This window comes from Virgibacillus oceani, assembly GCF_041521345.1.
GTDB lineage: Bacteria > Bacillota > Bacilli > Bacillales > Amphibacillaceae > Virgibacillus_N > Virgibacillus_N oceani_A.
The window spans coordinates 129,013-153,191 of sequence record NZ_JBGOHB010000004.1 but is presented as its reverse complement, the minus strand read 5'-3'; the positions used below and the strand labels follow the sequence as shown (position 1 = coordinate 153,191).

Sequence of the window (24,179 nt, the reverse complement as noted above, 5' to 3'; positions counted from 1 at the left end):
CAAATTTTTGAATAGAAAATTAAGTGGTGGGAATATTCATCCACTGGTTTATTGTTCGGTTATGGCACAGTTGATGAACAGCAGATCCAACTGAAGAGCCTTCTGAACAGCAAGATCAGGGAGAAAATGAGATGGAGGAAGCACAATACGGAAATAATTAATTTTTTGTTGAAAAAATCTTGACTACGTCTAGATTAGAGTGAAAATTCGTTCTGTTTTAATTCCTTCATCACAACAGAATTCTTACAATTAGTGGCGCCAACATTACTTACGCTAAGGCTGTTCAATACCCTTTATAGATTAAAACTTCTAAAAAAAGATTCCCCTTTAAATTTTTGAATTATTGTCATACATCAACGGTATATTTAAGACGTAACGGAACTGTTACGTTCCATGCTAGTACGTGGAACGGTACAACTGTCCGTTGCATTAAATTTCCCCATATTCGCATGGAGGCTAATTATTTGATTTATTCAGCCTGTTTAACGATGATAATACTTTCACGAATGCATCAGTTTTAATATAAATTCTTTCATATCCACAAGGCGGGGATATTTTGGTTTTATGTCGGAGGCACCTGCGATTACCAGTGGTACAAGAGATTCTTGCCTGTGTAAAGAACCATGTGCCGCACCAGCAAGATGGAATGGGGTAGATTGGGCTTTAAAATCACAGCCTGGTTTCGCATTAACTACAAGGAAACGACCTGGCTGGGAATGAAGTGCCCCGTAAATCCGAGCTAGGGCGTCTGGATAATCCCCGTAGGTGAGCCTACTGTCATCTCCTACTTTCAAATCCAAAAGTCCCAGATTCCCTTCGACGCTCCAAGACTGTTGATATACATCTGTATATTGTCCGCTTGGATGATAATCTAATGCCCCCTCTCTCCTTCCAGATACGACATGGATAGATTCTTTATTTTTCCAGGCAATAATATCAATACGGCTGTCAGTTTTTAGTAAATCGGCAATAACGGATAGCGAAATGTTTTTATCAAGAAGGTAAATATAAGCCATACGCTGATTTACACAAAGCACAAGCTGATCTTTTTTGTGAACGGGGCGCTGAATCCGTGTGACACGGTATTTTTTTAGCATTTTACGTAAATCAATAACGAAGTCACGATATTTGGCCCCAGTCGGAGCATGACCGTTATCTCCCATTACCATCCATACATTTTGGCTAATAGCTTCTTCCCAGCTTGGATATAAATTCAATGTTTTTTGAATCTCCCGGTCAATTCGGGTGATTCCCTTTAAATCCATTGGCCCTTTAAAGTGAATACGAAAGTCCAAATCCTGAAAGATACAAAAAGTAAACCCCGGAAGTTTATTCCTGCGAATTAAATGACGGAGCTCGCGGGCTGTATATTTATAATTCCCTGCAGCAATTTGCGTTGGAAAACTTCTCGGGCGCAGTTTCGAAAACACACCTAAAGAGAAAACTGGTGTCGCTTCTATTGTCCGCTGACTGTCTTTAAATTTGGTCAACGGACGAAGTAATCGAGGAACGTGCAGCCGCTGTTTCGTATTTCCGCGATAGACAAAAGAATTAATCGAAGCAGATGAAATGTCCAACTCAGCTAATTCCTCGTAGATTGTCGAGACATCACCGCTCAAATGCTCATTATTCAACCGGTAAAGCATGTTATGAATGGTTCGCTTGAGTCCTAACCTGTTTGTTTCCCGGAATCCCGTCCCATAGTTAATGATCTCACCCTTAGAATCATCAAACCAGTTTAATCCTGGAACGTGGTGTTTATCCGCATAAGTGCCTGTTAGGAGCGTGCTATCAATGGTTACTGACATGGTTGGAAATGAACTAACCATGTTGGAAATATAATTGCCATTATCCATCAAAAATTGCAATGCAGGCGCGCGCCCGGTTTGTACAGCTACTTCCAACGGATAAGGCATTAGTGAATCAATGTTTAGTAAGATTACTGGCTTTTGTTGTTGCAAATTTTGTTTCATACATTTCATCCTTCATATATAATTAACCTTATATTGTCTAACCAAACTTCTAATTATTCATGGCTTGACATTCAAATTGGAAACCAGTTTCAGTATATTTTAAGCTGACTTATTTGGACGTGAGCTTGAATTATTTCATTTCTATCAATCTGAAACACTGCCAAGCGAATTCAAACACTTAAATAAGCCTCATTGGGAAACACTTTTTTCACATACAGCGGAAGTAAATAAAAAGATGGAAGGCTTGGGATATGATTTGCAAGCAAGTGAATATTTAATGAAACTATCAGCGAAAACAGAGTTACTTTATTGATATTGACCATAAATCTGTTTGTACCGGGATTCTGTCTATAAATGAAGGCGTATCCTATTTGGATCGAATCCATACGGATGAAAATTATCGAGGTTTTGGATTAGCTGCTAACCTCTGCTCTTTTAAGTTAGCTATGTCTAAAAATTATGGTGTAATAAAAAATATATTAGGTTCAAGCGAAATGGGATTCCATTTATATAAGAAGTTGGGCTATGAAACAGTTATACCAATGTACGTATTTTCTAAAGAATAAAATGCAAAAACTTGAGCGTCGACGGTATTCCAGAATTGGTCGCATTGAATAAATCCTTGTGTCTGTCTTTATGAGTTGGGCCAATATTTGAAGAAACAAACAAGAATACGCTTATTCTGGTAATTTGTATTGCTTGCTATAATCACAAAGGAACACAATCTCTTTTCATGAATTTATCTATCAACCCCAGTCGAGAGTACCCCATCCTCAAGTACCAAAGGCGAGACCGATGGTATAGAGGGGCTGGGTGTAAATAGTTCACCGATGTGACAGCTCCACTGACGTTAAGCGGGAATGTGTCGATACGTTAGAAACCCCCACTTCAAATTTTTGAATAGAAAATTAAGTGGTGGGAATATTCATTGGGATGCCAACAAAAATATATAATACATACTAATAAAATGGATGCAAATAGCACGCCCTTTTCATACAAATCCTATAATAAAGACTTTTAAACTCCATAAATTGGTAAATAAACTAATATAAGCTGGAGATCGAGCTTCTCATTATTCATTAAAAAGTGATTACTCAAAAGGACCGAAAAGATTAAGGAGCCCATCAGTCTTTACGGTCTCTAACCCCAGTATCTAAATAACTATATAAAAGTTCTCATTTTTTAAGTTAAATTGAACTTCTTATCTCAGTACCGCCTGGTCACTAACCGGTAAAGTTGGAGAGGAGGTTTTAAGGTTTTTATAAGCTATATACATCGAAATTCCTGAACCGATGAGAAAAAAGATGGCAGCGACAAAAGCCAGCCTCTCCGTTGGTATCTCTGCCAGCAAGTTTAAGGGGCTCATAGCTTCTGTACCTCGTGTAATGGGCATTGTAACACCTCCAAAAATTATAGCACTTTCTAATCAATCTATTCATCAGCAAATGATTTTTCTTGGACGATGAACCTAATCAGGTAACACTCCCAATTTTGTTGGTTTTTGTCGAATGGAATGGAGGTGATAAAAAATGGTGTTTAAATCATAAATGGTTTCACAATACCGCCAAGATAGATTGGTTGCATCCCTTGTGTATGATAATCCCAAAGATTTGCCTTTATAATTTGATCATTCTCATAGGTTTTAAAGTAGTATGTACATGTATTCGTATTTATAAAAGCAATATATTTCGTATAATCATGAGCTCCCCTGTCAGTTTGGACGATGCCCTTGGGAATTGAAACACTATTCATAATATGAAAGCATGACATCAATGCTTCGGCCCGACTTTCCGGAACTTGAACATGTGTTTTTAGAAAAGCAGTTCGTACAAAACGCTCTGGAGAGGTGAAGCCACCGGGCAGAGGCATGGTTCCAGCAGCTTGCCCAAAAGGTTTTAATAATACATCTCCCCAATGAACTTCCTTTTTTTGCGTAACGGATACATCCATATGATTTCTTAGATTGGTCATATGCCAGGGGAAATCAGGGCTATTGGCCATCACTCCTATGGGATTATCTATTACCTGAAGCCCCATTTTCGTTTGCTCAATAACTACACACTTCCCGCTTTTATCGGTGGCCATCCAATGTAAAGGTGCCACTTTTTGTGTAACAGGATCAGGCACGCCTGCAATGCAGATGTTTTTTAATAAATCCTTTAAATTATCTACGGAGTCACAATGACCTAAAATATAATGCAAGAAATCTATAGAAGCAATCGGCTCTTTATCCTGTAGTGGTAAATCAAAATCAGCGTAACCTTCAAAATATAAAACTGCAGCAGCAAAGCCTCGTTCATTAACACCATCAAAAAAACCTAACATCCCGTCGGTTTCCTGCCCAATAGAAATAAAGCTGTATCTATCGGTGTATTTTTTTGTTGTTATTAGGCTATTCCATTGATGATTTTGCGGGATTACATAAAGACCAGGTTCAATAGGAAAAGAAAAATCCATCGTTCTTCCAAAGAAACGCTCCTTTTGCATAGATTCTAATGTAATGGCGGTGCACATGCGAAAACCTCCCATTATAAATGTTCTGACTATAAGTTATGATTCTCATAGAGGTAAAATGAATTTTCTAATTTGGAAAGCGATGTTTAAGACCGAGAATCCATTCATTGGATGAGAAAAACATTTTCTGTTCTTTACCTATTACGCATGAACTGAATTATGAAAGTTTATTAAGTTATGTTCAGATACTTGATATAGGTCAAGTTTTTTTCTGTCCAAATTAGTTATATGGGAGAAATCATCCGGAATTGGCACAAGTTCGGGATATTGTTGCAGATATAAATGCGAAAGTAAAAGCAAATGGTGCAGAACAAGCAGATTTATCAGCAGAATTTAATGAGCTGCGCAAACTTACAAATAACTATGAAGTTCCAAGCGATGGGTGAACGTATTTGGAGACATATCAAGGGATAGAAGCAGCTGATCAGGCTTATCATTTTTAATAAAATACGAAAAGTTACAGGTAGCTGTATGGAGCATATAGAGGAGGTTTCACTAAGTTAGTGGAACCTGTTTTGGTCATCAAATTAATAATAATTTAAAAAATTGACAACTATTTACAATTAGAGTATATTAAAATCAATTGACAGCACTAACCATTTGTGAAGGCGGGTTTAAAAGGTGAATACCCGTTTAAATTACGAAGCAGACAAGTTTTTGTAACCGCCTTCTTTCCAGGTTGTGATTGTCAACTAATTGATTTATGAACTGCTGCAGAAAGGAGGTTAAGGTGGAATACGATGTAAATAATGAAAACAGATGTGACTTAGACGACAATTAAGTGAAAAAATAACAGATCCTTATGATGCCGCTAATGAATGATTTTAGGGAAGAAATAGCATATTTACTCGATATAGAAATAATATAATAGGGATCATAATTTGGTTCTATGGAGGGTGTTATAATTGAAGCTTATATTAAAATTATTGGCTGGTATTGTAGCTGGTATTGGGATTGGTTTACTTGTTAATGAAGCGATCATGGAATACATCGTCACGTTTAAAATGATTTTTGGTGAATTTCTCACGTACATTGTTCCTTTCATCATATTATTTTTTATAACAAGTGGTATAAGCAGTATGGGTAAGAATTCCGAAAAAGTGCTCGGTTTAACTGCTGGGTTTGCATATGGATCGACTGTTATAGCCGGGGTATTAGCATTTGTAATAGCAACATTAATCCTTCCGATGTTTCTTGACGGAACTGCACCTGCGATTTCAGATGAAAATGGATTCTCAGCACTTTTTGAATTTGCCATCGATCCAGCAATGGGGATTATTACTGCATTGGTAACAGCATTTATTTTTGGAATTGGCATTGCAAGCACAAATGCAACAACTTTAAAATCCTTTTTTGATGAGGGAAAGAATCTTATTGAAAAATTCCTTTGGGGTGTCATTATACCGCTATTACCATTTTATATCGGGAGTATCTTTGCGGAATTAGCAGCTGAAGGAACTGTTTGGGAGACATTGGGTTCTTTTGGTATAGTGCTGCTATTGGCGTTGGCTACTCATTGGCTATATTTAATTGGTGCTTTTTCCATTGCGGGTGGTCTTACGGGACGCAATCCTTTTAGTCTGATAAAAACCATGCTGCCTGCTTATTTTACAGGTATTGGTACAATGTCCAGTGCCGCAACGATTCCAGTCACCACTGAGCAGATTAAGCGAAATAAAGTAGCCGATGCTATTGCCGATTCAATTGCTCCTTTATGTGCGAATATACATCTGGCCGGCAGTACGATTACTATTACAATGGCTTCGATGACTGTCATGATGCTGTTTGGAGATTTAGCAACGCCAACTTTCGGGATGATTTTCCCGTTTATATTGGGACTCGGTGTGATCATGATTGCAGCTCCAGGTGTACCAGGTGGAGCAATTATCGCAGCATCCGGCCTCCTCACTTCCATGCTTGGGTTTAATGAGGCAGCCATTGGCATTATGATTGCGATTTATATGGCGCAAGACAGCCTGGGAACTGGATGTAACGTAACCGGAGATGGAGCGATTGCCCTTGCGGTGAGTCGATTTGTTTCCAGAGGTAAGCGTGAGGATTCAAATGAAAATGTTGCCGTTGGAAAATAAGGGAGTTCAAAAGAAATGGACGGAGGCAGTACTTTTTTAAAGATGCAATTCACATATTAAATAGTTTTGAGTCAAAATATCATAAATAAGCTGGCAGCTGTAGCTAGCAGAGGTATAATAAGGTGTGAATTGTTGAGATTATAGAGAGGTTTCCAATGAAGTAGCTGGAAACCTCTTTTTAAATGAAATCCAGGCAGGCGGGTCCCTGCAATCAATACTTTATTTCCTGTTTATTACCTAGCAGTTCGCTTATCTCTTTTCAAAAAAAGTGAAAGCGCCAGCCCTGTAACAGAAAATAGAAAAGCAACATAAAGTGCAGTTTTTACGCCATGAAGGAAATTTAATGGATCCGCCTCTCCGGCACCTGAAGCAACCATGGTAATAAAGGAAATAATAAATGTCAGTCCGAGTGATCCGCCGAATTGCCGAGCGGTATTAATAATCGCCGTTCCGTGTGGAATTAACTTATCCGGTAAAGCGTTAATGCCGGCAGTCATAATCGGCATATTGATCAATGCCACCCCAGCCATGGACATCATGAAAAGAAATGATGTGAATACGAATGAGCTGGTTGTCTCAAGTCCAAAGTAATACCAAAGTGTACTGACAGAGAGTAAAACAAAACCAATAATAGTAATGATTTTCCCGCCGTACTTATCATATAAATTTCCGGCAAAAAGGCTCATTACCGCAAGTGTTAAGGCACCGGGTGCTACCACAAGTCCCGCATATAAAGGGGAAAGCTGCTGCGCATTTTGTACGTACATGGGCAAAATGGTTTCGATCGAAATCAGTAAGCTGAAAGATATAATAGATATAACTGTCACAAGTGCAAAAACTGGCACCTTTAGTACGCGAAGTTCAAGAATCGGTGTTTTCAAACGCAGCTGTCTCACCACGAATAAAATAATGGCTGCGAAACCTACGCTTATACTGAGGGTGGCGACGTTGCCAGCCGTTTCAGATTCTATCACATTAAATCCGTACAGCACACCACCAAAACCAATGGTTGATAAGAAAATAGAGAAAAAGTCGATTTCTGTCTCCCGCTGCTCGGTTACATTGCGCATAAACAGGATAATAAACACCAGTATGATTGCTGCTACCGGAAGTGTAAAGAGAAATACCGAGCGCCATTCAAAGTGATTAATAAGCACGCCGGAAATTGGTGGGCCAATGGCAGGTGCTACATTAATGACAAGACCGGCCAACCCCATGGCATAACCTCTCTTTTCCCGTGGATAAACAAGAAACAGGATTGTTTGCATCAAAGGCATCATAATCCCGGAACTAATCCCTTGAATGATGCGTCCCGCAAGCAAGACTTCAAAGGAAGGTGAATACAATCCGAGCAATGTTCCCAGGAAAAACAAAAGCATAGCACTTATCATCAAGGTTCTTGTTTTAAATTTATCAATCAAGTATGCCGTCATAGGAATAAGTATAGCTATTGCTAACATAAAGCTGGTCGTTAACCATTGCACCTGACTCGCATTAATTTCAAATTCAGCCATGATTTTAGGGAAGGCTGTGATGAGGAGAAATTGTGTTAATACGGATAGAAAAGACCCCGCCAGCGCAATTGCGACAAGCAGTCTTCTATGTACAGGCGATAATATTTCCTTAGCCATCGTTTGACTTTCCTTTCTCAATATCTGCAAAAGAGCAAAACCTTATTAATATATAGCTAATACTAAGATAAAGGAACTGCTTTTTCAATGAAAGCATCAAGTCAGATCTTCTCAAATGTTTTGGCCATACTTGAAGGAATGAAGGACAAACTCAAGGAGAAACAAGCCTTAATCCTATCACAGCTGTTACTACCATACCCATGAAAAACAAACGCAAGCGATCTGCAGATTCATAATAGAAAATCATGCCGATGACTGCGCTTCCCGCGGTTCCTATCCCAGTCCAAACGGCATAAGCGACACCAAGCGGAATGGTTTGCATCGCAATAGACAGTAAAGTGAAACTGATAATGAATCCGCCAATTAAAAAGATAAATCCTGTTATCTTTTCCCCAATTGTAATTTTTTGTATGCCAGTGACACCGGCAACCTCAAAGAATCCGGCAATAATAAGTATAACCCAGTTCATGAGTATGATCCCCTTTCCGATGATTCACCTGTTACCATTTTCAATCCGATGGCACCTGTAAGCAGAAGTGCAACGAACATAATCATCCAAAAATGAATTTGCGCATTAAAAAATACAATATCAACAATTACAGTCCCAACGGTTCCCAATCCGGCAAAAACAGCATAAACCGTACTGGTTGGAAGTAATGTTGCCGCTTTAATGAGCAGCCAAAAGCTCACAACAACAGCGATTGCCGTTAAGGTCCATGTAAGCGTATCGTTTGCATATTTAAGCCCTGTTGCCCAACCAACTTCAAAAATAGCAGCAATGACAACAAGGAGCCATCTCGTATTCATTTGCAAACACCTCATTTTCTGGTAAACTAACTTTAAATACTAACTAACGGTAGTTAGATATTAGTATAGCATACCATTCATTCCATAGGCAATTGCATTATATATTTGTGTGTGTAATTATTTAAATGAGGGGGAGTCATATATGTCAGATACAACAAGGGATAAGATTCTCCAAGCAGCACTTTCATCATTTGCCATTAATGGCTATGAAGGTACTACGCTTGCACATATTGCTGGAGCAGTGGGCATACGAAAGCCATCACTGTACAATCATTTTACCAGTAAGGATGAATTGTTTTTCACAGTGGCTGAAAAGGTGATGAAAGAATGGATAGAAGTGATGGTCACGAGTGCACATGCGCATAAGGTAAAACCAACGGAACAAAGAATATATCTAGTTTTAGCCGATAGTACTGATTTTATTCGCGGGAAGCATGAAGGTATGTTATACAAGCGTTTAATGCTGTTTCCGCCTGCAGCATTAGTTGAAGATCTGCGCAGGCTCGTGCAGGCAGGTGATGAAAAAATTGATGAGATACTAAAAGATTTTTATGAGCAGGGGAGAAATGAAGGAGTGTTAAATGACTCTTTTCCCGTATTCAGGGCAGGCTTTTATTGTTTAATGGATGGCTTATTTACAGAAAGTTTTATTTACCGTGAAGAAGAGTTTCAGGATCGTTTAGAAGGTGCCTGGACAGTTTTTTACAGGGGAGTTTCGAAATAAGATTTGTGGATTTGCTGGAGAAATATGTACATAGCCAAAGTACGACTTTTTATTGAATATTTAAGGTTAAACCAGGCTGAACTTGCTTGGTTTTTTATTTAGGCAATGGAAGGATTATCCATACTGTCGAATGTGAATTTTTCTTTATCCCTGACATAAGAACATCTTGAATTCAATTTTATAGAACTGCATTTTTACTAGTTTTAAGCCTGTTTTCTATTTTTCTGCACAACTGTATATTCTCTTTTCCAAGTATTTACGTAACATAACGTATATCCACGAAAGGAGAATATTTTATGTTGAATTTTTCCATGATTGAATTAGGTAGACGAAAGGGAGGGAAATTAGATAAAGAAATAAAACGTAATTTCGTTGATTTTTACCGGCCGTTTCGCTTCGTGCCATGCTTTTTACACCGGCCATTGGAGAATATCAGAAAGAGTATGAAACGTATGTCCATTATCATAGAATTTGAGAATGGCAGTTACACTTTAGGGTTAAGCGATGTAAAAAACATGAAAAACCGTAAGTTACGTGAATTTCCTTCTATTTCGTGTTGCTCTGCCAATCTTTCAATGAAAAGTATTGAAAAATTGGTTGACACCTGCAACCACATCAAAAAAATCCACTATGATAGAGAAGTAACTACTTTACTTGATACTGCAACTCCCTCGATAAACTCCCATCAATTACAGGAAAACGGCTTGACAGGTAAGGATGTCACCATCGCGGTTATTGATACTGGCATTGAACCCCATGCTGATTTGGAAGGACGCATTACGGCATTTCAGGATTTTGTAGGCAATCAGACTGAATCCTATGATGATAATGGACATGGCACTCACTGTGCTGGTGATGCGGCTGGTGATGGCGCTGCCTCAGATGGGCAATATAAAGGCCCCGCACCTGAAGCAAACGTCATTGGCGTGAAAGTGCTAAACAAAATGGGTTCCGGTTCTCTATCTACAGTCATTGAAGGGGTAGAGTGGTGTATCGAAAACCAGTCAGCGCATGATATAGGTATTCTTTCCTTGTCACTTGGATCAAATGCGACCGTTCCAGCAGCAGAAGACCCGGTGGTAAGGGCTGTGGAAGCAGCCTGGGATGCAGGTATGGTAGTTTGTATAGCAGCAGGTAACTCAGGACCTGAAGAAGGGACTATTGGAAGCCCCGGCATCAGCCCGAAAGTCATTACCGTTGGCGCTGCTGATGATCATAATAATACCGATCGCTCAGACGATACTGTGGCTGATTTTTCCAGCCGAGGCCCGACGATTGATGGATATATGAAACCGGATTTATTGACACCAGGTGTAGAGGTTGTTTCTCTAAGGGCGTCCGGATCATTTCTTGATAAGACCAATAAATCAGCTCGAGTCGGTTCAAGTTATACTTCTTTATCAGGAACTTCCATGGCAACGCCAATCTGTGCTGGTGTGGCTGCACAGTTACTTCAAAGCAATCCGGATCTTACCCCTGATGAAGTGAAACAGCAATTGATGGATGCGAGTGAAGATATGGGACAAGCACCCAATGTGCAGGGGGACGGTTATCTGAATGCGGCTAATTTGATGGAAAGCTAATTTTAAGTTGTAAACGCTAATGAGCAACTATGTTAGGATGATATGTTAAAGCCCCCAAAATTTTACTTTTGTGGGGGTGCTACATAGTCTCTGTCGAATCATTACGAATTGCTTTTGCGGTTCAGGAAGAACCGAGGGAGCGGCGGCTTTTAGAAAGTGGTATGGAAACCGAAGCGGAAGAGGTTGCAAAAGCTACTGTTCTTCCAAGGGACAGGGTTATAGAAATACAGCTTGAACTCCAGTATACCAGCGTTCAATAAACAAAAATCAGCAGAAGAATAACCTAATTCTTCTGCTGGTTTATTTTACTTTGAAAGGAAATTTCTGTTTTAAAAGGGAATGCGTCGCTAATTATTTTGTTAAAAACAAAAACATGACAAATGTCATTTTCAATTAATGACATTAGCTACTAATCAGTTCTCTTAATACGTATTACAATTAGTTTAGAATGATGAAATAGCAGCAAGGGGGAGGAAAGGACAGATGTCTTTTTTAGAAATAAACAATATAACAAAAAAATTTGGAGACAAAACCGCCCTTCGTCATTTTTCAATGGATTTAAAAGAGAATGAGGTACTGGGCGTGATTGGTCATAACGGGGCAGGGAAGACCACGTTATTCAAATTGATTTTGGATATGTATAAGCCTGATCAAGGTGAAATTACAATCAGTGATCAAACATTCCACATAAAAAATGATATCGGCTATTTGCCAGAAGAAAGAGGGTTATTCGGAAAGACAGACGTCTATTCGCAGTTACTCGGATTTGGTATGCTAAAAGGAAAAAACAGAACAGAACTAATGTCGAATATTGATTTTTGGATGGAATTTTTTCAGGTTGAAGAATACAGAAATGAAATGCCAGCTAACTTATCAAAAGGAAACCAGCAAAAAATCCAATTTATTACTGCTGTTATCCATTACCCTGCGTTTTTAATTTTAGATGAACCATTTAGTGGTCTGGATCCGATTAATGTTGATGTGTTTGCTGATGCCATTCAATACATGAAAAAAAAGGGCAGTACCATTATATATTCCAGTCATAAACTGGATAGCATCGAACATTTATCAAACAGACTTTTGTTTTTAAAAGACGGAAAGAAAATCTATCTGGATTATATCGAAAATATACAAAAGAAATATGGCCATAGATTGAAGGTAAAGAATGACTCACTTACTGAAACTATGCTGCTGGATCACGGGTTTCAATTTGAATGTATAAACGGGGTATTTGAAATTACGTTACAAGAGAGAAAAGATGCTGAATATATTGCAGCATTACTGCCGAATACATACTCTGAGATGTTTCTTATTGAAAAGCCAAGTATTGAGGAGATTTTTAAACATATTAATAATGGAGGGCGGTTATGAAAAACAAAAATGTGGCCTATGCTAATCTTTCCATCAAGACGTTAATAGGAAATAAGTCCATACTATTTGGTTTTATATTCAACTTGATTGTAGCCCTGATTGCAGTAACTTATTTGCTTATTTTCCAGCCCGATCTGCCAACATTACATATGAGCAGTGATTCTTCATATGATTTTCGGAATGCTTTAGGCATGTTAAACATCATAGTAATCATTGTAGTACTTTTCCTGTTTGGCAGTGTTGCTGTGATCATGCAGAGCGTTATCGATGATCGGGACAGTAAAGTGTCTGAAATTATTAGTACGAGTATTTCGGAAAAAAATTACTTATTCGGTAAATTAGTTACTTCAATCGCATTAACCTTAGTTACAATAATGAGTGCTTTGGCATCAGTCATCATAGCCGGTATTGCGTTTTCCATTTTCAACCCATATGATTTCGGAATATATGCTGATATCATTAAACCACTTCTTTCCGCGGTTGATTTTGAAACGATGATGTTTTTAATTGGAAGTCTTGGAATATGTATTCTTATGCTTGTTACGTCTACCTTATTTGCACTTGGTATTTCTATAAAAGCGAGTAATGCAGTTGATGCCTTTCCTGTATCAATGCTTGTGCTAACACCATATTTTCTTGTTTTTGGACTGTTGATTTTTCTGCCGACGGACAATAGCGAACTATGGATTTCCATATCAACCATGGTGAGCTTTGTACCAGTATTTTCACCGATATTTATACTGATGAATGTATTATTAAATGGGTTCTCTATCCTGTCTTATTTGGCTATCATCGTTTCAATCATTTATTTGGTTCTGATGTTTAAAGCTGTTGCTAATATATATAGCTATGCATTTTATGTCCATGAAAAACTTTCAGTAAAGCGATTATTCAAGTTGTCAGTGACAAATAGCGCATAATAAGCTATTACATGGTATTATTTAGAGAAAAGCGAAAAGGGCGGTGTGCAGCTGTGGATAAAAACAAAAGGAGTTTTAGCATTTTTCCAAAGAAGTACGGGTATTTCCCACATGTTTTTCTTATTTACTTACTGCTCCCCGCTTATTACATTATTTCTGAAAGCGGCTGGAAAGCACTTATCGGCTGGGGATTATTACTTTTATTTCTCGTCAGTTACAGGCAGCTCTATTCTTCCTTTGAAACGAATGCTTTTACCTATTGGATCATAGTCCAGCTTGGGATTGTTTTCATTTTTGCCGTTTACTTTAATATAAATAATGTATTCCTTGGTTTTTTTACTTCTTATTTTCTCGGCTGGTACAGAAGTAATAAGTTGTTTTATCCAATATATTCACTGTATGCATTAGCACTTTCCCTGCCTTTAATCATTAAATATGAAACGCAAATCCAATCTGGTTCGTACTATTATTTTATCTATCTCGTAATCATGTTTATTGTTCCATTTGGTATTAAGTCGATGAATAGTCGAATGGAACTGGAAGAGGAGCTGGATATTGCAAATAATAGAATTGAAGAATTGGTGAAGCAGGAGGAGCGGATGCGAATATCGCGTGATCTGCATGATACACTCGGGCATACGCTATCTCTCATTACCTTAAAATCACAGCTTGTATCCAAGTTGGCAGAAAAAGATCCGAATCGGGCTAAACTGGAAGCCAGGGAAGTGGAAAGAACATCAAGAACAGCTTTAAAGCAGGTTAGAGAACTGGTATCCGATATGAGATCAGTATCTATTACAGAAGCGTTACTGGAAGCAGCATCAATATTAGAATCTGCTGATATTAGCTATCATTTTGAAGGAGAGGTAAACGCTGCTAATATACCAGGTATTTCTCAAAATATACTTAGCATGTGCATAAAAGAAGCAGTAACAAATATTGTAAAACATAGTATGGCAAAAAATTGTACTGTAATTCTTGAGCAGACAGCCGGAGAAGTTCGGCTTATTATTGAGGACGATGGAATTGGACTACTTGAAAATAAAAATAACGGAAATGGAATCGACGGAATGTCAGAAAGATTAGCGCTTGTTGATGGAAAGTTGAAGATCCAGGCAGAAGACGGAACCAGGCTGGAATTTATCATACCAGTCGTAGAAAAAGACGGAGAAATGGGGGCTTCATAATGATAAAAATAGTAATCGCAGAAGATCAGCGGATGTTGTTGGGAGCTCTCGGATCTCTCTTAGATCTGGAAGAAGATCTGGAAGTCATTGGCCAGGCGGCAAATGGAGAAGAAGCATTGGAAAAAATCCTCTCGTTAAAGCCTGATGTTTGCATCATTGATATTGAGATGCCTTTGTTAAACGGGCTTGATGTTGCAGAAGAAGTGAAACGTCACAATTCTCCTTGCAATATCATTATATTAACAACTTTTGCACGTCCAGGTTATTTTGAAAGAGCAGTGAAATTAGGAGTAGATGGATATCTATTAAAGGATGGCCCCAGTGATGAACTTGCTGATTCCATTCGCAGGATTATGAAAGGTAAAAGTGAGTTTGCCCCGGATTTAATTTTTGGCAGCGTAAAGAATGAAAACCCATTGACTAAAAGAGAACGAGAAGAATTACAATTAGTAGCTGAAGGGAAAACGATAAAAGAAATTTCTATACAGTTATTTTTATCATCAGGAACAGTACGCAACTATATGTCAGAGATTATCAATAAGCTGGGAGTGAAAAATCGGATAGCTGCTATTTCTGTTGCTGAGGAAAAAGGGTGGATTTGAGTGCTTGGCAGCAAGAAGCAATTGGCGCTAATATGGATGGGGCAAGGGTCAAAATCACTCATCCCAAATGCTGCATTCGAAACGGGAAGGCTTCTAATGCAAATAAGATGCCAACTCTCTAAACTTTTCCTCAGGCAATGCTTTTTCTGTCATTTGAAAAATGACACGTTCCTCTTTACGAATAATTGCCTCCAATATAGTACTTATTTTATGCATGTTGTTCAAGTCCGTATCTTTTGATTTGAGCAGTTGATCAAAAAGGGTAAGATCCTGCACATGTTCCAGAAGCATTTCTATTATTTCTGGCTGATTAATGTCTTTGTATTGGGCGTATGCGGATAAAAGGGTTTCCTCTTCCTCCCGAAAATGCTCCTGCCCGTCAGGGATCCAGAAATCATTGGCATCATTCATTATTTCCTCTATCGTTAAGCTGCTTTCTTCCGTTCCAGCTCTTTTTAACTTCAGCTAAATGCAAGCCAATCATATGGTGACGTGACAAATCTTAATTTAAATTTGATCCTACAAATGACCTGTGTAAAAACACATGATTCCACATATATCTACCTAATTACTCTTTCCTATTAATAAAATACAGTCGTTACTATTCTATTATAAAATAAAATTATTTAATATATCTTTAGAATCATTTTTTATCGAAATCATACCAATGTTCAGATAACTATTATATAATTTAATAGAATACTAAAATCAATAGAGGAGGAAAGGAAATGAGTCTTAAAAGATTTATGTGGTCTTTTGTGGCATTGGCGGGAGTAGTCATGATGATTTTTACTTCTTTAGAATTAAACTCCTCTTCTGCATCATCTTCAGTCGTGGAAAAAGAACCACCGGAAACAGCAGTCGTGGAAATTGTTGTGCCGGATGAGGATGCTGCAGAAAATCTGGTATCAAGCGGGTATGAATTATCAGGGTATGCCAGTGACAAAAATGGTCAGCTGGAAGTACATGTTATAGCGACAGAAGCAGAAATAGAGATGTTAGAAATGGAAGGTTATGAACCAACTGTCATTCAAACATCTCAAGACGTTGAAAAAATATTGGAAGAGCGTGAGAGGAAGCTGCAACAGGGCTGGACTTTATCCAGTGTAGAAGACAATATTAATGTCTTCAGAGCAGAATACTTTACCAATATGTCAGAAACATTTTTATATCTTGAAGCAAAATCAAGTGCAGGGTCTAATGTGTCCATGAATGCTACATGGGAAGATGGAAATGGTGAAGAACAAACCGCTTCCATGAGGAGTAAAGTAGATTATGGAGAGTATTTATACCATTACGTACTTACGAAAATTGATGATGTCCCGGAAAATGTAACGATTACTTCCAGTCAGCAAGGCTCTGTTGAAACAGGATTAACCGAATGGCTTAGTGATGGTACGCCAATTGATGATGACTATCTGAAAGATTTTATTACGCATTATATGGAGCCAATGGAAATAGAAGAAAGAATAATAGGGTTGGCTGAGGAGTTCCCTGAACTGGCAGAGATTGTCGAGCTTCCTTATGAAACCAATGGCTATAGAAGACATGCACAAGCAACCATCGGAGAAACGGTAGATGCTGCATTTGTGATTACTTCAGAAGCATGGGGGCATGAAGGTGGGAATGACATCAGCATTAATATTGACATCCCAGAGGAGGAAAATGCGGATCTGGGAATTAACGTTGATGGTGATGAGATAACGGTTACGCTCGGTACAGATGATGCCGCACAGCCTAACAGCACTGCAAATGACGTTATAGGAGTCCTTAATGATCAAGTAGGTGATCTTGTGACGGCAACGAATTACAGGGATTCTAATGGTAATGGTGTTGTACAAGCTGAAGCGGATATAGAATTAACAGATGGTTTAAATGCACCTGCAGAAATTTCCAGAGAACCAGAGACGGTTAAAGCAATCCGTATCGGGAAAGAAAGGGATGGTTCGAACCCTGGAGTTTTGGGGTATTCTCAGGAACATGCTCGGGAGTGGGTAACACCACTTGTATCAGTTGAAACAGCGGAAAGATTACTGCGAAACTATCATATTGATGAAGATACGCAAGAATTAGTAGATAATCTCGATATCTTTATTGTGCCAACAGTGAATCCGGATGGCGGTAACTATTCATTCTATGACTATAATATGCAACGGAAAAACATGACGAATCACTGCCCTGCAGAAACTGCAGATCCGGCATACAGCCATCAATGGGGCGTTGACTTAAACAGAAACCATGCAGTTGGATCTGTTTATGATGGTTGGATCGGTGGTTCGACAAATTGCTTATCAGGAACTTATGCCGGACCGGAAATAGAATCTGAGCCGGAAGCAAAGAATATTGTTTGGTTAGCGGAAGAATTTCCAAACATAGAATTTGCCATGAATATTCATGCCCACGGCGGTTACTTTATGTGGTCTCCTGGGGCTTATGATGCGGATCGTAATCCATTGCCGCGTCCGACAGCAGGTGAAGAAGCTTACTACTGGCAAGCTTCAGAGCATATACTGACAGAAATTAAGAATTATCGTGGAACTGTCATCCATCCAGGCAGAACAGGCCCGATTCCGGATGTGCTGTATTCTGCAGGAGGGAACTCAGCGGATGCATTATGGTACGACCATGGCATCTATGCATGGAACTTTGAAGTTGGAGCACAACTTTGGAATGAGGAAAGGGAACGTTGGGAAAGCGTTGGTTTTCAGCCGGAATATGAAGAAGGTCACGCAGAAGCAATGGAATTTGCCAACGGATTGATTGGTTTATTCGAGGTCGCCCTTGCAAATGCCAATGATGATGTGAATCCGGAAACTTGGACTTCTCCGGAAGCAGGAACGTATCATGATCCTGTAGAAATTGATTTTGAGATGAGCGAGCCAGCTACGGTTTATTATACGCTTGACGGCTCAAGACCTACATTGGATTCTGAAGTGATCAATGTGGCCGGCACAAGAATGGGTGGAGAAACATTGGAAATTAAAGAAACAACGACGATAAAATGGTTCTCTGTGGATCCTGCCGGAAATGTTGAAAACGACTATGATCCTTCCGGAGAAGACAATAATTATAACGAAGCAGAAATCGTTATCGACTACTTGCCGGAAGGAGTAAGTGCAGCAGGAATTCAGTCACTTGTTGAACGTTTTGAGGGTGAAGGTGAATTCGCTGATGAAGCAGCGTCACGTAATCTGAAAAACCATTTAACTGCTGTAGCCCTTTTTGAGAATCAGGGAGCTGCGGACAAAGTGGTTAGACATATGAACAGCTTCCTATTATTGCTTAATCATCAGGAAAATAATGACCTGATTTCGAGTATGGCTTATCGCATCCTTGAAGGTTACGCGAATGAATTAATTGAACTATGGTCATCAGAGTTAGATGGCGAAGAAGCTATGTAGAAAAGATCGTTAACAGGATAAGCATTAGATAAATGCAAATGGAATTAGCAGGAAAATGTCGTTGCACATTTTCCTGCTAAATTTATGCAGCTATTTCAGCAAGAAACATAAAGAAACTCAATGAATATGCACCTTTAATAGTTATGACCTATGACATTGCTAGGAAACCCATATTGATCATGCTGTCATCATCTCCTACCCTTATATATAAGGTCAATTTAAGGAGGTTATAATTAATGGAAGAAGCAGTATTTTACCATGCCGGCTGCCCGGTATGTGTTAACGCGGAGAAAATGGTTCTGGATTATTTGGACAAATCCAAAGTCGACGTAGATGTGATTGATTTTAACGATGATGCTTCAAAAATCAGTGAAGCAGAATATGCTGGAGTGAAATCCGTACCTGAGTTTGTGTTAAATGGACAGACATATCATATTAATCATGGGGCAAGCATGGAAGAAGTTAAAAATGGATTGTTGACATAAAAAGCGAGATGCACACGATGTTTGCTCTCGTTTCTCTTTTTTGTAGGTTTTGCATACCAAATGTTAAAAACTGTATGAAAGACCTTAAACTTGATTAGAGAATTTATTTTTAAATTGTAACTTCAAGAATTTGCATATTTTCTATAAAGTCTACTGACTATAAAGTAAACAAAGAATATAGTAATGAAAGATACGATGGTTATGGTAATAGCATTAGGTTCGCCTAAGACAGTATGGTATACATTTGCTAACGAAATATCTAAACCTAACCACCTTAAAATCCCTATTATGAAAAATCCAGCAATGATTCCCAAAGAAATGACAAAAGTGAATTTCTTTTTATTCATAACCTTCCTCCCTTGTCTATCTAAACGATATGACTGCTCTTGGAATGTATAATATATTCTGGCAGAAAATTCTAATGTTTTAAACTGGGAATTTATAATGAAATGCAACAAATTTTACGAAAACAGTCTGAAGTTGAGATCTTAATTGGTATAATTAACAGCAGAATGTTCTTAGTCAGGAGTGGATAGTAATGGAGCACGAAATGGGATTGTATGAAGCACCTTTTAATTCGATGAAATTAGGAAGGAAGAAGGTGGAAGTGAGACATGAAATGATAGAGTCCACGGTACAGATGGCTTAATGAAAGACTTCAACCCTGCATCAACCTTGATGAAGAGAGAAAATCCTGTAACAAGTTACGGGGTTTTCTTTTTTCAGGAAGGAAAGTAAACATTACACACTTAAGAATAAGCATATCTATGAGTGAAAAATATAGAAAATTTATATAAACCATTACTTGCCGTATATTTGTCTCTCCCACCATCTCAAGAATGAAAAGTGGCAGAAAAGGGTACTAGAAAAGTATCCATATTTGAAAAGCCGGCCGGGCAGTGGCTTTTTCATATAGCCGGAAGTGCCTAGATATCAAAACAAGAGGTGATCACTAATGAGTTTGGAAGAAATTTTTAATAATCAAAAACCAGTGGGAGATGCTGCGAAATATCATACGGCAAGCGGGGAGGATGGTATGGTATCCGCTCCCGTAAAAGAAGCTGCAGGGGCAGGGGAAGAAGTACTGAAAGAAGGAGGGAATGCGATTGATGCGGTCATTGCCATGCAGCTGGCTTTGACAGCGGTGGAAGGGATGAACACAAGTATCGCTGCAGGTGGCTATATGTTATATTATGACAATAAAACGAAGGAAACAAAGTTGTTAAACGGTCACAGCAAGGCGCCTTCAGCGACCACACCGGATATATTTTATAATGAGAATGATGAGCTGCTGCCGTTTGATGAGCGTTCGGTCAGCCCGCAGTCTGTAGGTATTCCGGGTATGATGAGAATGCTTGAATTAGCCCATGAAACATATGGCAGTATGGCACTTGGGCGGCTGATTGACCCGGCTATTAAACTGGCAGAAAATGATTACCGCGTCACCAGCTTGTGGGAAAGGACTATAGATAATTTTAAAGATCGAATGGGTGAAGAGGCAAGAAAGGTGTTTGTCCCTGACGGAAAGCCATTAAAGGAAGGAGATTCCATTCGTCAGCAGGATCTTGCGAAGACATTAAAACTTATTCGCAATGAAGGTCTTTCTTCTGTTTATGAAGGAGAAATTGCCGATGCAATCGTAGATACCTTAGAAAAGATGGGCGGTATTATTAGAAAAGAAGATTTAAAAAACTACAAAGCCACCATTGAGGAACCTTTATGGGGAAGCTATAAAGGATATGATTTGGCACTTCCAGGGCCGCCAAACGGAGGAGGATTTGCTATATCCCAGCTGCTGAAAATGTTCGAAAAGCTGGATATTAGTCAATACGATGTGCATTCCTGGGAAAAATATCACCTTGTTGCAGAGGCAATCAGGGTTGTACTCGCTGACCAGCAGACATATATAGCAGATCCTGCTTTTGTTCAATTGCCTTTAAATGGATTATTTAAGGATAACTATATTGAAGAAAGATTAAAGCTGATTAATTTGAAGGAACGGAAAAAGGAACAGGAAATAAAGCCTGGAGATCCGTGGAAATATGAAGAAGGTGAGACAAAATATAAACAAAAGCAAGATAAAAGCTTTCATGGGATGGAGACCACGCATTTTACAGCAATTGATAGATGGGGGAATATTGCCGCATGCACTTCATCCATCGAGCGAATTTTCGGCTCAGGTATTATGGTTCCCGGCTACGGTTTTATTTTGAATAATGATTTAACAGATTTTAATCCGGAGCCTGGAACATTAAATGAAGCGAATGCTAACAAATTTGCGGTAAGTTCCAAATCTCCAACGATTGTTTTTTATAGAGGCAAGCCATTTCTTACACTTGGCTCACCTGGGGCGGAAACGATTGTCGGCTCTGTTGCACAAGTGCTGCTGCATGTCCTTGATTATAAAATGGATTTGGGACAAGCCATTGATGAGCCGCGGATCTTTAATAATCCGCAGCTGTCCTGGGAATGGGAAGACGGCATTAATAAACAATCAATGGAGAAATTGAAGGAATTGGGATATAAATTGGATAGAGGTTTCGAGGAAGTATCCGCAGATGATCGGCTAGGCGATGTCAAAGGAATTCTGATTGATCCATGGAGCGGTAAACTTTATGGAACTGCGGATTCCCCGAGACCCGGGAGAGCCATTGGTGTAAAGGATAATAAGGGGAAATAAATGAAAAAAGAGGCATCCGCAATTTCATCGATTTGCTGGATGCCTCTTTTGAGGGAGAGGGCGTGGAACTAGTTTGATTGCTGAAATGCTGATTCCTATCCGCGGGGGAAATTTCATCTTGTTTTATCAAAATAAAAAATGGGACGAGGTTCCTGTCCCCTCGTCCTGCATTTCCTTAAGAATTGTTAGAGTTGTTATTGTTATTTTGCTGACGGCTTCTACCGCCTTTTTTGCCAATTTCTTCGTAAAATTCCTGATCATGGTTGCGGGAAGTAGTTTCTCCGCCTTTTTGTCCTATATCTTCGTAGAACTCCTGATCATGGTTACGTGAAGTGGTATTTCCACCTTTTTGACCGATCTCTTCATAAAACTCCTGATCATATTTTTGAGAAGTAGTTTCTCCGCCTTTTTGCCCGATATCCTCGTAAAACTCCTGATCATGATTTTCGGAAGTGGCATTTCCACCTTTTTGTCCTATTTCTTCATAGAATTCCTGATCATGATTTCTTGCTGTTTTGTTGCCTCCCATTTTTCCTGCTTCTTCACGGGACATTTTGTTGTTATTCTTTCTGTTTTGAGCCATCGGTAACATCTCCTTTCGATAGTTTCGGCGGTGAGATCGCCTTACATTTATTTGTTTTCCACGAATATATTTTTCTAAACCTAGTTTGTCGATTTTTATTTAGATTTACTTTTTGTGTTTTCCATTTAACTTGTCCATCACGCTTCTGGCTGCATTTTCTTTTTCCTCTTTTTCTTTATCTTTTAATTCAAATTCAAGCCGATCCTCATTTGTTAAATTGAAATAACGCTCTTTTTTGGGAGGTTCTTTTCTATTTGGGGTCATAGCAATAAATGCCTCCTTTCTAGCGATAATTTATTTTAGGATCTACATAGTTTTTTCTTTTCATCCATACAAATCCGTCTCCTTTTGTGATTACAGCGACGTCCACCGGAGGACCAACAGATTCGGTAGCTCTTGTTACTCTTCGTTTGAAGGAGGTAAGGTTGACAAGTGCCTCAGTCATTTCTGCAAGTTCCTCTTTTGGCAACGATCTGACAACACCCAGCAGCGGATATATATAATTTTGCTGCTGATATTCATCTACTGCCTCATTAATAGAGGTGTATACTTCTTTACCCAAATTTTTCATGGAGATAACCTGTTCATTGGTTAATTCAATACCTGTATACTTTTTAAGTTGTTCGTGATAGTTCATGAATACTTTATGGATGATTTCAAATACGGCATCTGACATGGTTGGCTCCATTCCGCGCATAAATGAGTCTACCATTTCTGTCTGGCCAAAGGCTGTAATGCTTGCTGTCCCATCTTTTTTGTCAGAGGTATAGCTGATTTTACGTTCTTTCAATTTTTTATATTTTAATTGGCCAAATACAAATCCTTCCAGTCTATAATTCAGCATATGCGGAAAAATTTCCTCTTCTCCATATCCGCAAATGACAACACCGCTGCTCCCTGCACTGAAAAAATCTTTTCTCACTGCTTCAAATGCTAATTCACATAATTTTTCCTTTAATGGTTCAGAAATTGGACTGGTTACTAATTCAGCGGTTATTTCTTTGATGAGCGGATGGAAAGCTTCTTTAAATAGGGCATATTCGATATCCAAAAGACTATTTTCCATCTCTTTCATTGTCTTTAAGTTGATTTCCGTTCTTTCCATTAGCCAATCTTGTATTTTGTCATCCATATGCTCTTCATCTGGATGGAGTTCCATTTTCTCTTCTACTTCTTTTACTATTTGTTTTAAAATGTCAGCGTATGTGCGATCGACGATGATGCTTTCAATCTCTTTATTTTTAAAGCGCGTATCTTCATTTAAAAATCGCAGCAGCCCCTCTGCATACCCTGTTAAATTATCAAACTTTTTTACTCCTAAATGGTCTCGGTAGGATTTAATAATGACATCCCAGGGCACCTCCATAAACGAAGCCGCACCATAAATCATCATGCCTACAGGATGACTGCCGGACAAGGAAAATAATTTATTGGCAGAGTTATAAACCTTTTGAATCCCGTCCCTACCGCTGGTAATTGCACTGTCAGCCGCTAAAGACATACCCTTTTTATTCATAATAACTACCTCAGAGGTCATCTCATCACCCTTTCTTCTCTTCCTTTATATTAAATGTTACCGTAATTATGGAGGATGAAACAGAGGAAGGAAATATTGTTGTTTCCTGTGT

Annotated in this window: 22 protein-coding genes and 1 pseudogene; 12 read left to right on the top strand and 11 right to left on the bottom strand. The window is 38.8% G+C overall.

All coding sequences use genetic code 11. The features are described from left to right. Positions 1-500: 500 nt before the first annotated feature. Complete coding sequence (locus ACDX78_RS04950) at positions 501-1,973, bottom strand: alkaline phosphatase family protein (protein ID WP_486025848.1); 1,473 nt, start codon at positions 1,971-1,973, stop codon at positions 501-503. A gap of 305 nt (positions 1,974-2,278) precedes the next feature. On the opposite strand from ACDX78_RS04950, the pseudogene ACDX78_RS04945 reads away from it, so the two are divergent. Further along, positions 2,279-2,539, top strand: a pseudogene (locus ACDX78_RS04945) (GNAT family N-acetyltransferase); the annotation flags it as partial. Between the two features lie 635 nt (positions 2,540-3,174). Here ACDX78_RS04945 and ACDX78_RS04940 read toward each other — a convergent pair. Together ACDX78_RS04940 and ACDX78_RS04935 are read right to left on the bottom strand one after the other, a co-directional pair. Next, complete coding sequence (locus ACDX78_RS04940) at positions 3,175-3,366, bottom strand: hypothetical protein (RefSeq protein WP_486025846.1); 192 nt, start codon at positions 3,364-3,366, stop codon at positions 3,175-3,177. A gap of 143 nt (positions 3,367-3,509) precedes the next feature. Continuing rightward, positions 3,510-4,487: a linear amide C-N hydrolase gene (locus ACDX78_RS04935; protein ID WP_486025844.1), complete on the bottom strand. Its 978-nt coding sequence runs from the start codon at positions 4,485-4,487 to the stop codon at positions 3,510-3,512. A 248-nt stretch (positions 4,488-4,735) separates the two neighbouring features. Here ACDX78_RS04935 and ACDX78_RS04930 point away from each other — a divergent pair, with 248 nt between their 5' ends. Both ACDX78_RS04930 and ACDX78_RS04925 read left to right on the top strand, forming a co-directional pair. Then, positions 4,736-4,873 (top strand): hypothetical protein, encoded by a 138-nt coding sequence (locus ACDX78_RS04930; protein ID WP_486025842.1) that lies wholly within the window; start codon positions 4,736-4,738, stop codon positions 4,871-4,873. 519 nt (positions 4,874-5,392) lie between these two features. Further along, positions 5,393-6,577 carry a dicarboxylate/amino acid:cation symporter gene (locus ACDX78_RS04925; protein ID WP_486025841.1) on the top strand — a complete coding sequence of 395 codons (1,185 nt, stop codon included), beginning with the start codon at positions 5,393-5,395 and terminating at the stop codon, positions 6,575-6,577. 233 nt (positions 6,578-6,810) lie between these two features. On the opposite strand, the gene ACDX78_RS04920 is transcribed toward ACDX78_RS04925, so the two are convergent. From ACDX78_RS04920 to ACDX78_RS04910, 3 genes are all read right to left on the bottom strand, one after another. Beyond that, positions 6,811-8,208: an MDR family MFS transporter gene (locus ACDX78_RS04920; protein WP_486025839.1), complete on the bottom strand. Its 1,398-nt coding sequence runs from the start codon at positions 8,206-8,208 to the stop codon at positions 6,811-6,813. 151 nt (positions 8,209-8,359) lie between these two features. Continuing rightward, positions 8,360-8,677, bottom strand: coding sequence for a DMT family transporter (locus ACDX78_RS04915; protein WP_486025837.1), 318 nt, complete (start codon positions 8,675-8,677; stop codon positions 8,360-8,362). Continuing rightward, positions 8,674-9,015, bottom strand: a complete 342-nt coding sequence (locus tag ACDX78_RS04910; protein WP_486025836.1) for a DMT family transporter — start codon at positions 9,013-9,015, stop codon at positions 8,674-8,676. Before ACDX78_RS04910 ends, ACDX78_RS04915 begins: the two co-directional genes overlap by 4 nt. 142 nt (positions 9,016-9,157) lie before the next feature. Between ACDX78_RS04910 and ACDX78_RS04905 the strand changes: the two genes are divergently transcribed. From ACDX78_RS04905 to ACDX78_RS04880, 6 genes are all read left to right on the top strand, one after another. Next, a complete protein-coding gene (locus ACDX78_RS04905) occupies positions 9,158-9,739 on the top strand; it encodes a TetR/AcrR family transcriptional regulator (protein ID WP_486025835.1) in 582 nt (193 codons plus the stop codon). Between the two features lie 296 nt (positions 9,740-10,035). Then, positions 10,036-11,322: a S8 family peptidase gene (locus tag ACDX78_RS04900; RefSeq protein WP_486025833.1), complete on the top strand. Its 1,287-nt coding sequence runs from the start codon at positions 10,036-10,038 to the stop codon at positions 11,320-11,322. Positions 11,323-11,805: 483 nt separating this feature from the next. Next, complete coding sequence (locus tag ACDX78_RS04895; RefSeq protein ID WP_486025831.1) at positions 11,806-12,693, top strand: ABC transporter ATP-binding protein; 888 nt, start codon at positions 11,806-11,808, stop codon at positions 12,691-12,693. Continuing rightward, complete coding sequence (locus ACDX78_RS04890) at positions 12,690-13,613, top strand: ABC transporter permease (RefSeq protein WP_486025830.1); 924 nt, start codon at positions 12,690-12,692, stop codon at positions 13,611-13,613. The genes ACDX78_RS04895 and ACDX78_RS04890 overlap by 4 nt, the downstream gene beginning before the upstream one ends. Positions 13,614-13,666: 53 nt before the next feature. Then, positions 13,667-14,800, top strand: coding sequence for a sensor histidine kinase (locus tag ACDX78_RS04885; protein ID WP_486025828.1), 1,134 nt, complete (start codon positions 13,667-13,669; stop codon positions 14,798-14,800). Further along, the gene (locus ACDX78_RS04880; RefSeq protein WP_486025826.1) at positions 14,800-15,402 is read left to right on the top strand and encodes a response regulator transcription factor; all 603 of its coding nucleotides are present in this window, start codon (positions 14,800-14,802) and stop codon (positions 15,400-15,402) included. The genes ACDX78_RS04885 and ACDX78_RS04880 overlap by 1 nt, the downstream gene beginning before the upstream one ends. Before the next feature lie 93 nt (positions 15,403-15,495). On the opposite strand, the gene ACDX78_RS04875 is transcribed toward ACDX78_RS04880, so the two are convergent. After that, positions 15,496-15,813, bottom strand: coding sequence for a hemerythrin domain-containing protein (locus ACDX78_RS04875; protein WP_486025824.1), 318 nt, complete (start codon positions 15,811-15,813; stop codon positions 15,496-15,498). Between the two features lie 317 nt (positions 15,814-16,130). On the opposite strand from ACDX78_RS04875, the gene ACDX78_RS04870 reads away from it, so the two are divergent. Further along, positions 16,131-18,803, top strand: coding sequence for a M14 family metallopeptidase (locus ACDX78_RS04870; RefSeq protein ID WP_486025822.1), 2,673 nt, complete (start codon positions 16,131-16,133; stop codon positions 18,801-18,803). A gap of 236 nt (positions 18,804-19,039) precedes the next feature. Next, the gene (locus tag ACDX78_RS04865) at positions 19,040-19,288 is read left to right on the top strand and encodes a thioredoxin family protein (protein ID WP_486025820.1); all 249 of its coding nucleotides are present in this window, start codon (positions 19,040-19,042) and stop codon (positions 19,286-19,288) included. Positions 19,289-19,410: 122 nt separating this feature from the next. On the opposite strand, the gene ACDX78_RS04860 is transcribed toward ACDX78_RS04865, so the two are convergent. Beyond that, entirely contained in the window at positions 19,411-19,635 is a 225-nt protein-coding gene (locus tag ACDX78_RS04860; RefSeq protein ID WP_486025818.1) for a hypothetical protein, read from the bottom strand. A 608-nt stretch (positions 19,636-20,243) separates the two neighbouring features. Between ACDX78_RS04860 and ggt the strand changes: the two genes are divergently transcribed. Further along, positions 20,244-21,968, top strand: coding sequence for a gamma-glutamyltransferase (gene ggt / locus ACDX78_RS04855; RefSeq protein WP_486025817.1), 1,725 nt, complete (start codon positions 20,244-20,246; stop codon positions 21,966-21,968). Positions 21,969-22,143: 175 nt separating this feature from the next. Here the strand turns inward: ggt and ACDX78_RS04850 are convergent, their stop codons facing one another. The 3 genes from ACDX78_RS04850 to ACDX78_RS04840 all read right to left on the bottom strand — a co-directional run bounded on the left by ACDX78_RS04850 (position 22,144) and on the right by ACDX78_RS04840 (position 24,067). Further along, positions 22,144-22,551, bottom strand: coding sequence for a KGG domain-containing protein (locus ACDX78_RS04850; RefSeq protein WP_486025815.1), 408 nt, complete (start codon positions 22,549-22,551; stop codon positions 22,144-22,146). A gap of 105 nt (positions 22,552-22,656) precedes the next feature. Continuing rightward, positions 22,657-22,815, bottom strand: a complete 159-nt coding sequence (locus ACDX78_RS04845; RefSeq protein WP_486025813.1) for a hypothetical protein — start codon at positions 22,813-22,815, stop codon at positions 22,657-22,659. A gap of 19 nt (positions 22,816-22,834) precedes the next feature. Beyond that, positions 22,835-24,067 (bottom strand): hypothetical protein, encoded by a 1,233-nt coding sequence (locus ACDX78_RS04840; RefSeq protein WP_486025811.1) that lies wholly within the window; start codon positions 24,065-24,067, stop codon positions 22,835-22,837. Positions 24,068-24,179: the final 112 nt, after the last annotated feature.

Excerpts from the sequence above, each read along its gene's own strand:
- ACDX78_RS04950 (WP_486025848.1), bottom strand. The coding sequence starts at position 1,973 with ATGAAACAAAATTTGCAACAACAAAAGCCAGTAATCTTACTAAACATT.
- ACDX78_RS04940 (WP_486025846.1), bottom strand. The coding sequence starts at position 3,366 with ATGCCCATTACACGAGGTACAGAAGCTATGAGCCCCTTAAACTTGCTG.
- ACDX78_RS04935 (WP_486025844.1), bottom strand. The coding sequence starts at position 4,487 with ATGTGCACCGCCATTACATTAGAATCTATGCAAAAGGAGCGTTTCTTT.
- ACDX78_RS04920 (WP_486025839.1), bottom strand. The coding sequence starts at position 8,208 with ATGGCTAAGGAAATATTATCGCCTGTACATAGAAGACTGCTTGTCGCA.
- ACDX78_RS04915 (WP_486025837.1), bottom strand. The coding sequence starts at position 8,677 with ATGAACTGGGTTATACTTATTATTGCCGGATTCTTTGAGGTTGCCGGT.
- ACDX78_RS04910 (WP_486025836.1), bottom strand. The coding sequence starts at position 9,015 with ATGAATACGAGATGGCTCCTTGTTGTCATTGCTGCTATTTTTGAAGTT.
- ACDX78_RS04905 (WP_486025835.1), top strand. The coding sequence starts at position 9,158 with ATGTCAGATACAACAAGGGATAAGATTCTCCAAGCAGCACTTTCATCA.
- ACDX78_RS04900 (WP_486025833.1), top strand. The coding sequence starts at position 10,036 with ATGTTGAATTTTTCCATGATTGAATTAGGTAGACGAAAGGGAGGGAAA.
- ACDX78_RS04895 (WP_486025831.1), top strand. The coding sequence starts at position 11,806 with ATGTCTTTTTTAGAAATAAACAATATAACAAAAAAATTTGGAGACAAA.
- ACDX78_RS04890 (WP_486025830.1), top strand. The coding sequence starts at position 12,690 with ATGAAAAACAAAAATGTGGCCTATGCTAATCTTTCCATCAAGACGTTA.
- ACDX78_RS04880 (WP_486025826.1), top strand. The coding sequence starts at position 14,800 with ATGATAAAAATAGTAATCGCAGAAGATCAGCGGATGTTGTTGGGAGCT.
- ACDX78_RS04875 (WP_486025824.1), bottom strand. The coding sequence starts at position 15,813 with ATGAATGATGCCAATGATTTCTGGATCCCTGACGGGCAGGAGCATTTT.
- ACDX78_RS04870 (WP_486025822.1), top strand. The coding sequence starts at position 16,131 with ATGAGTCTTAAAAGATTTATGTGGTCTTTTGTGGCATTGGCGGGAGTA.
- ACDX78_RS04865 (WP_486025820.1), top strand. The coding sequence starts at position 19,040 with ATGGAAGAAGCAGTATTTTACCATGCCGGCTGCCCGGTATGTGTTAAC.
- ACDX78_RS04860 (WP_486025818.1), bottom strand. The coding sequence starts at position 19,635 with ATGAATAAAAAGAAATTCACTTTTGTCATTTCTTTGGGAATCATTGCT.
- ggt (WP_486025817.1), top strand. The coding sequence starts at position 20,244 with ATGAGTTTGGAAGAAATTTTTAATAATCAAAAACCAGTGGGAGATGCT.
- ACDX78_RS04850 (WP_486025815.1), bottom strand. The coding sequence starts at position 22,551 with ATGGCTCAAAACAGAAAGAATAACAACAAAATGTCCCGTGAAGAAGCA.
- ACDX78_RS04845 (WP_486025813.1), bottom strand. The coding sequence starts at position 22,815 with ATGACCCCAAATAGAAAAGAACCTCCCAAAAAAGAGCGTTATTTCAAT.
- ACDX78_RS04840 (WP_486025811.1), bottom strand. The coding sequence starts at position 24,067 with ATGAATAAAAAGGGTATGTCTTTAGCGGCTGACAGTGCAATTACCAGC.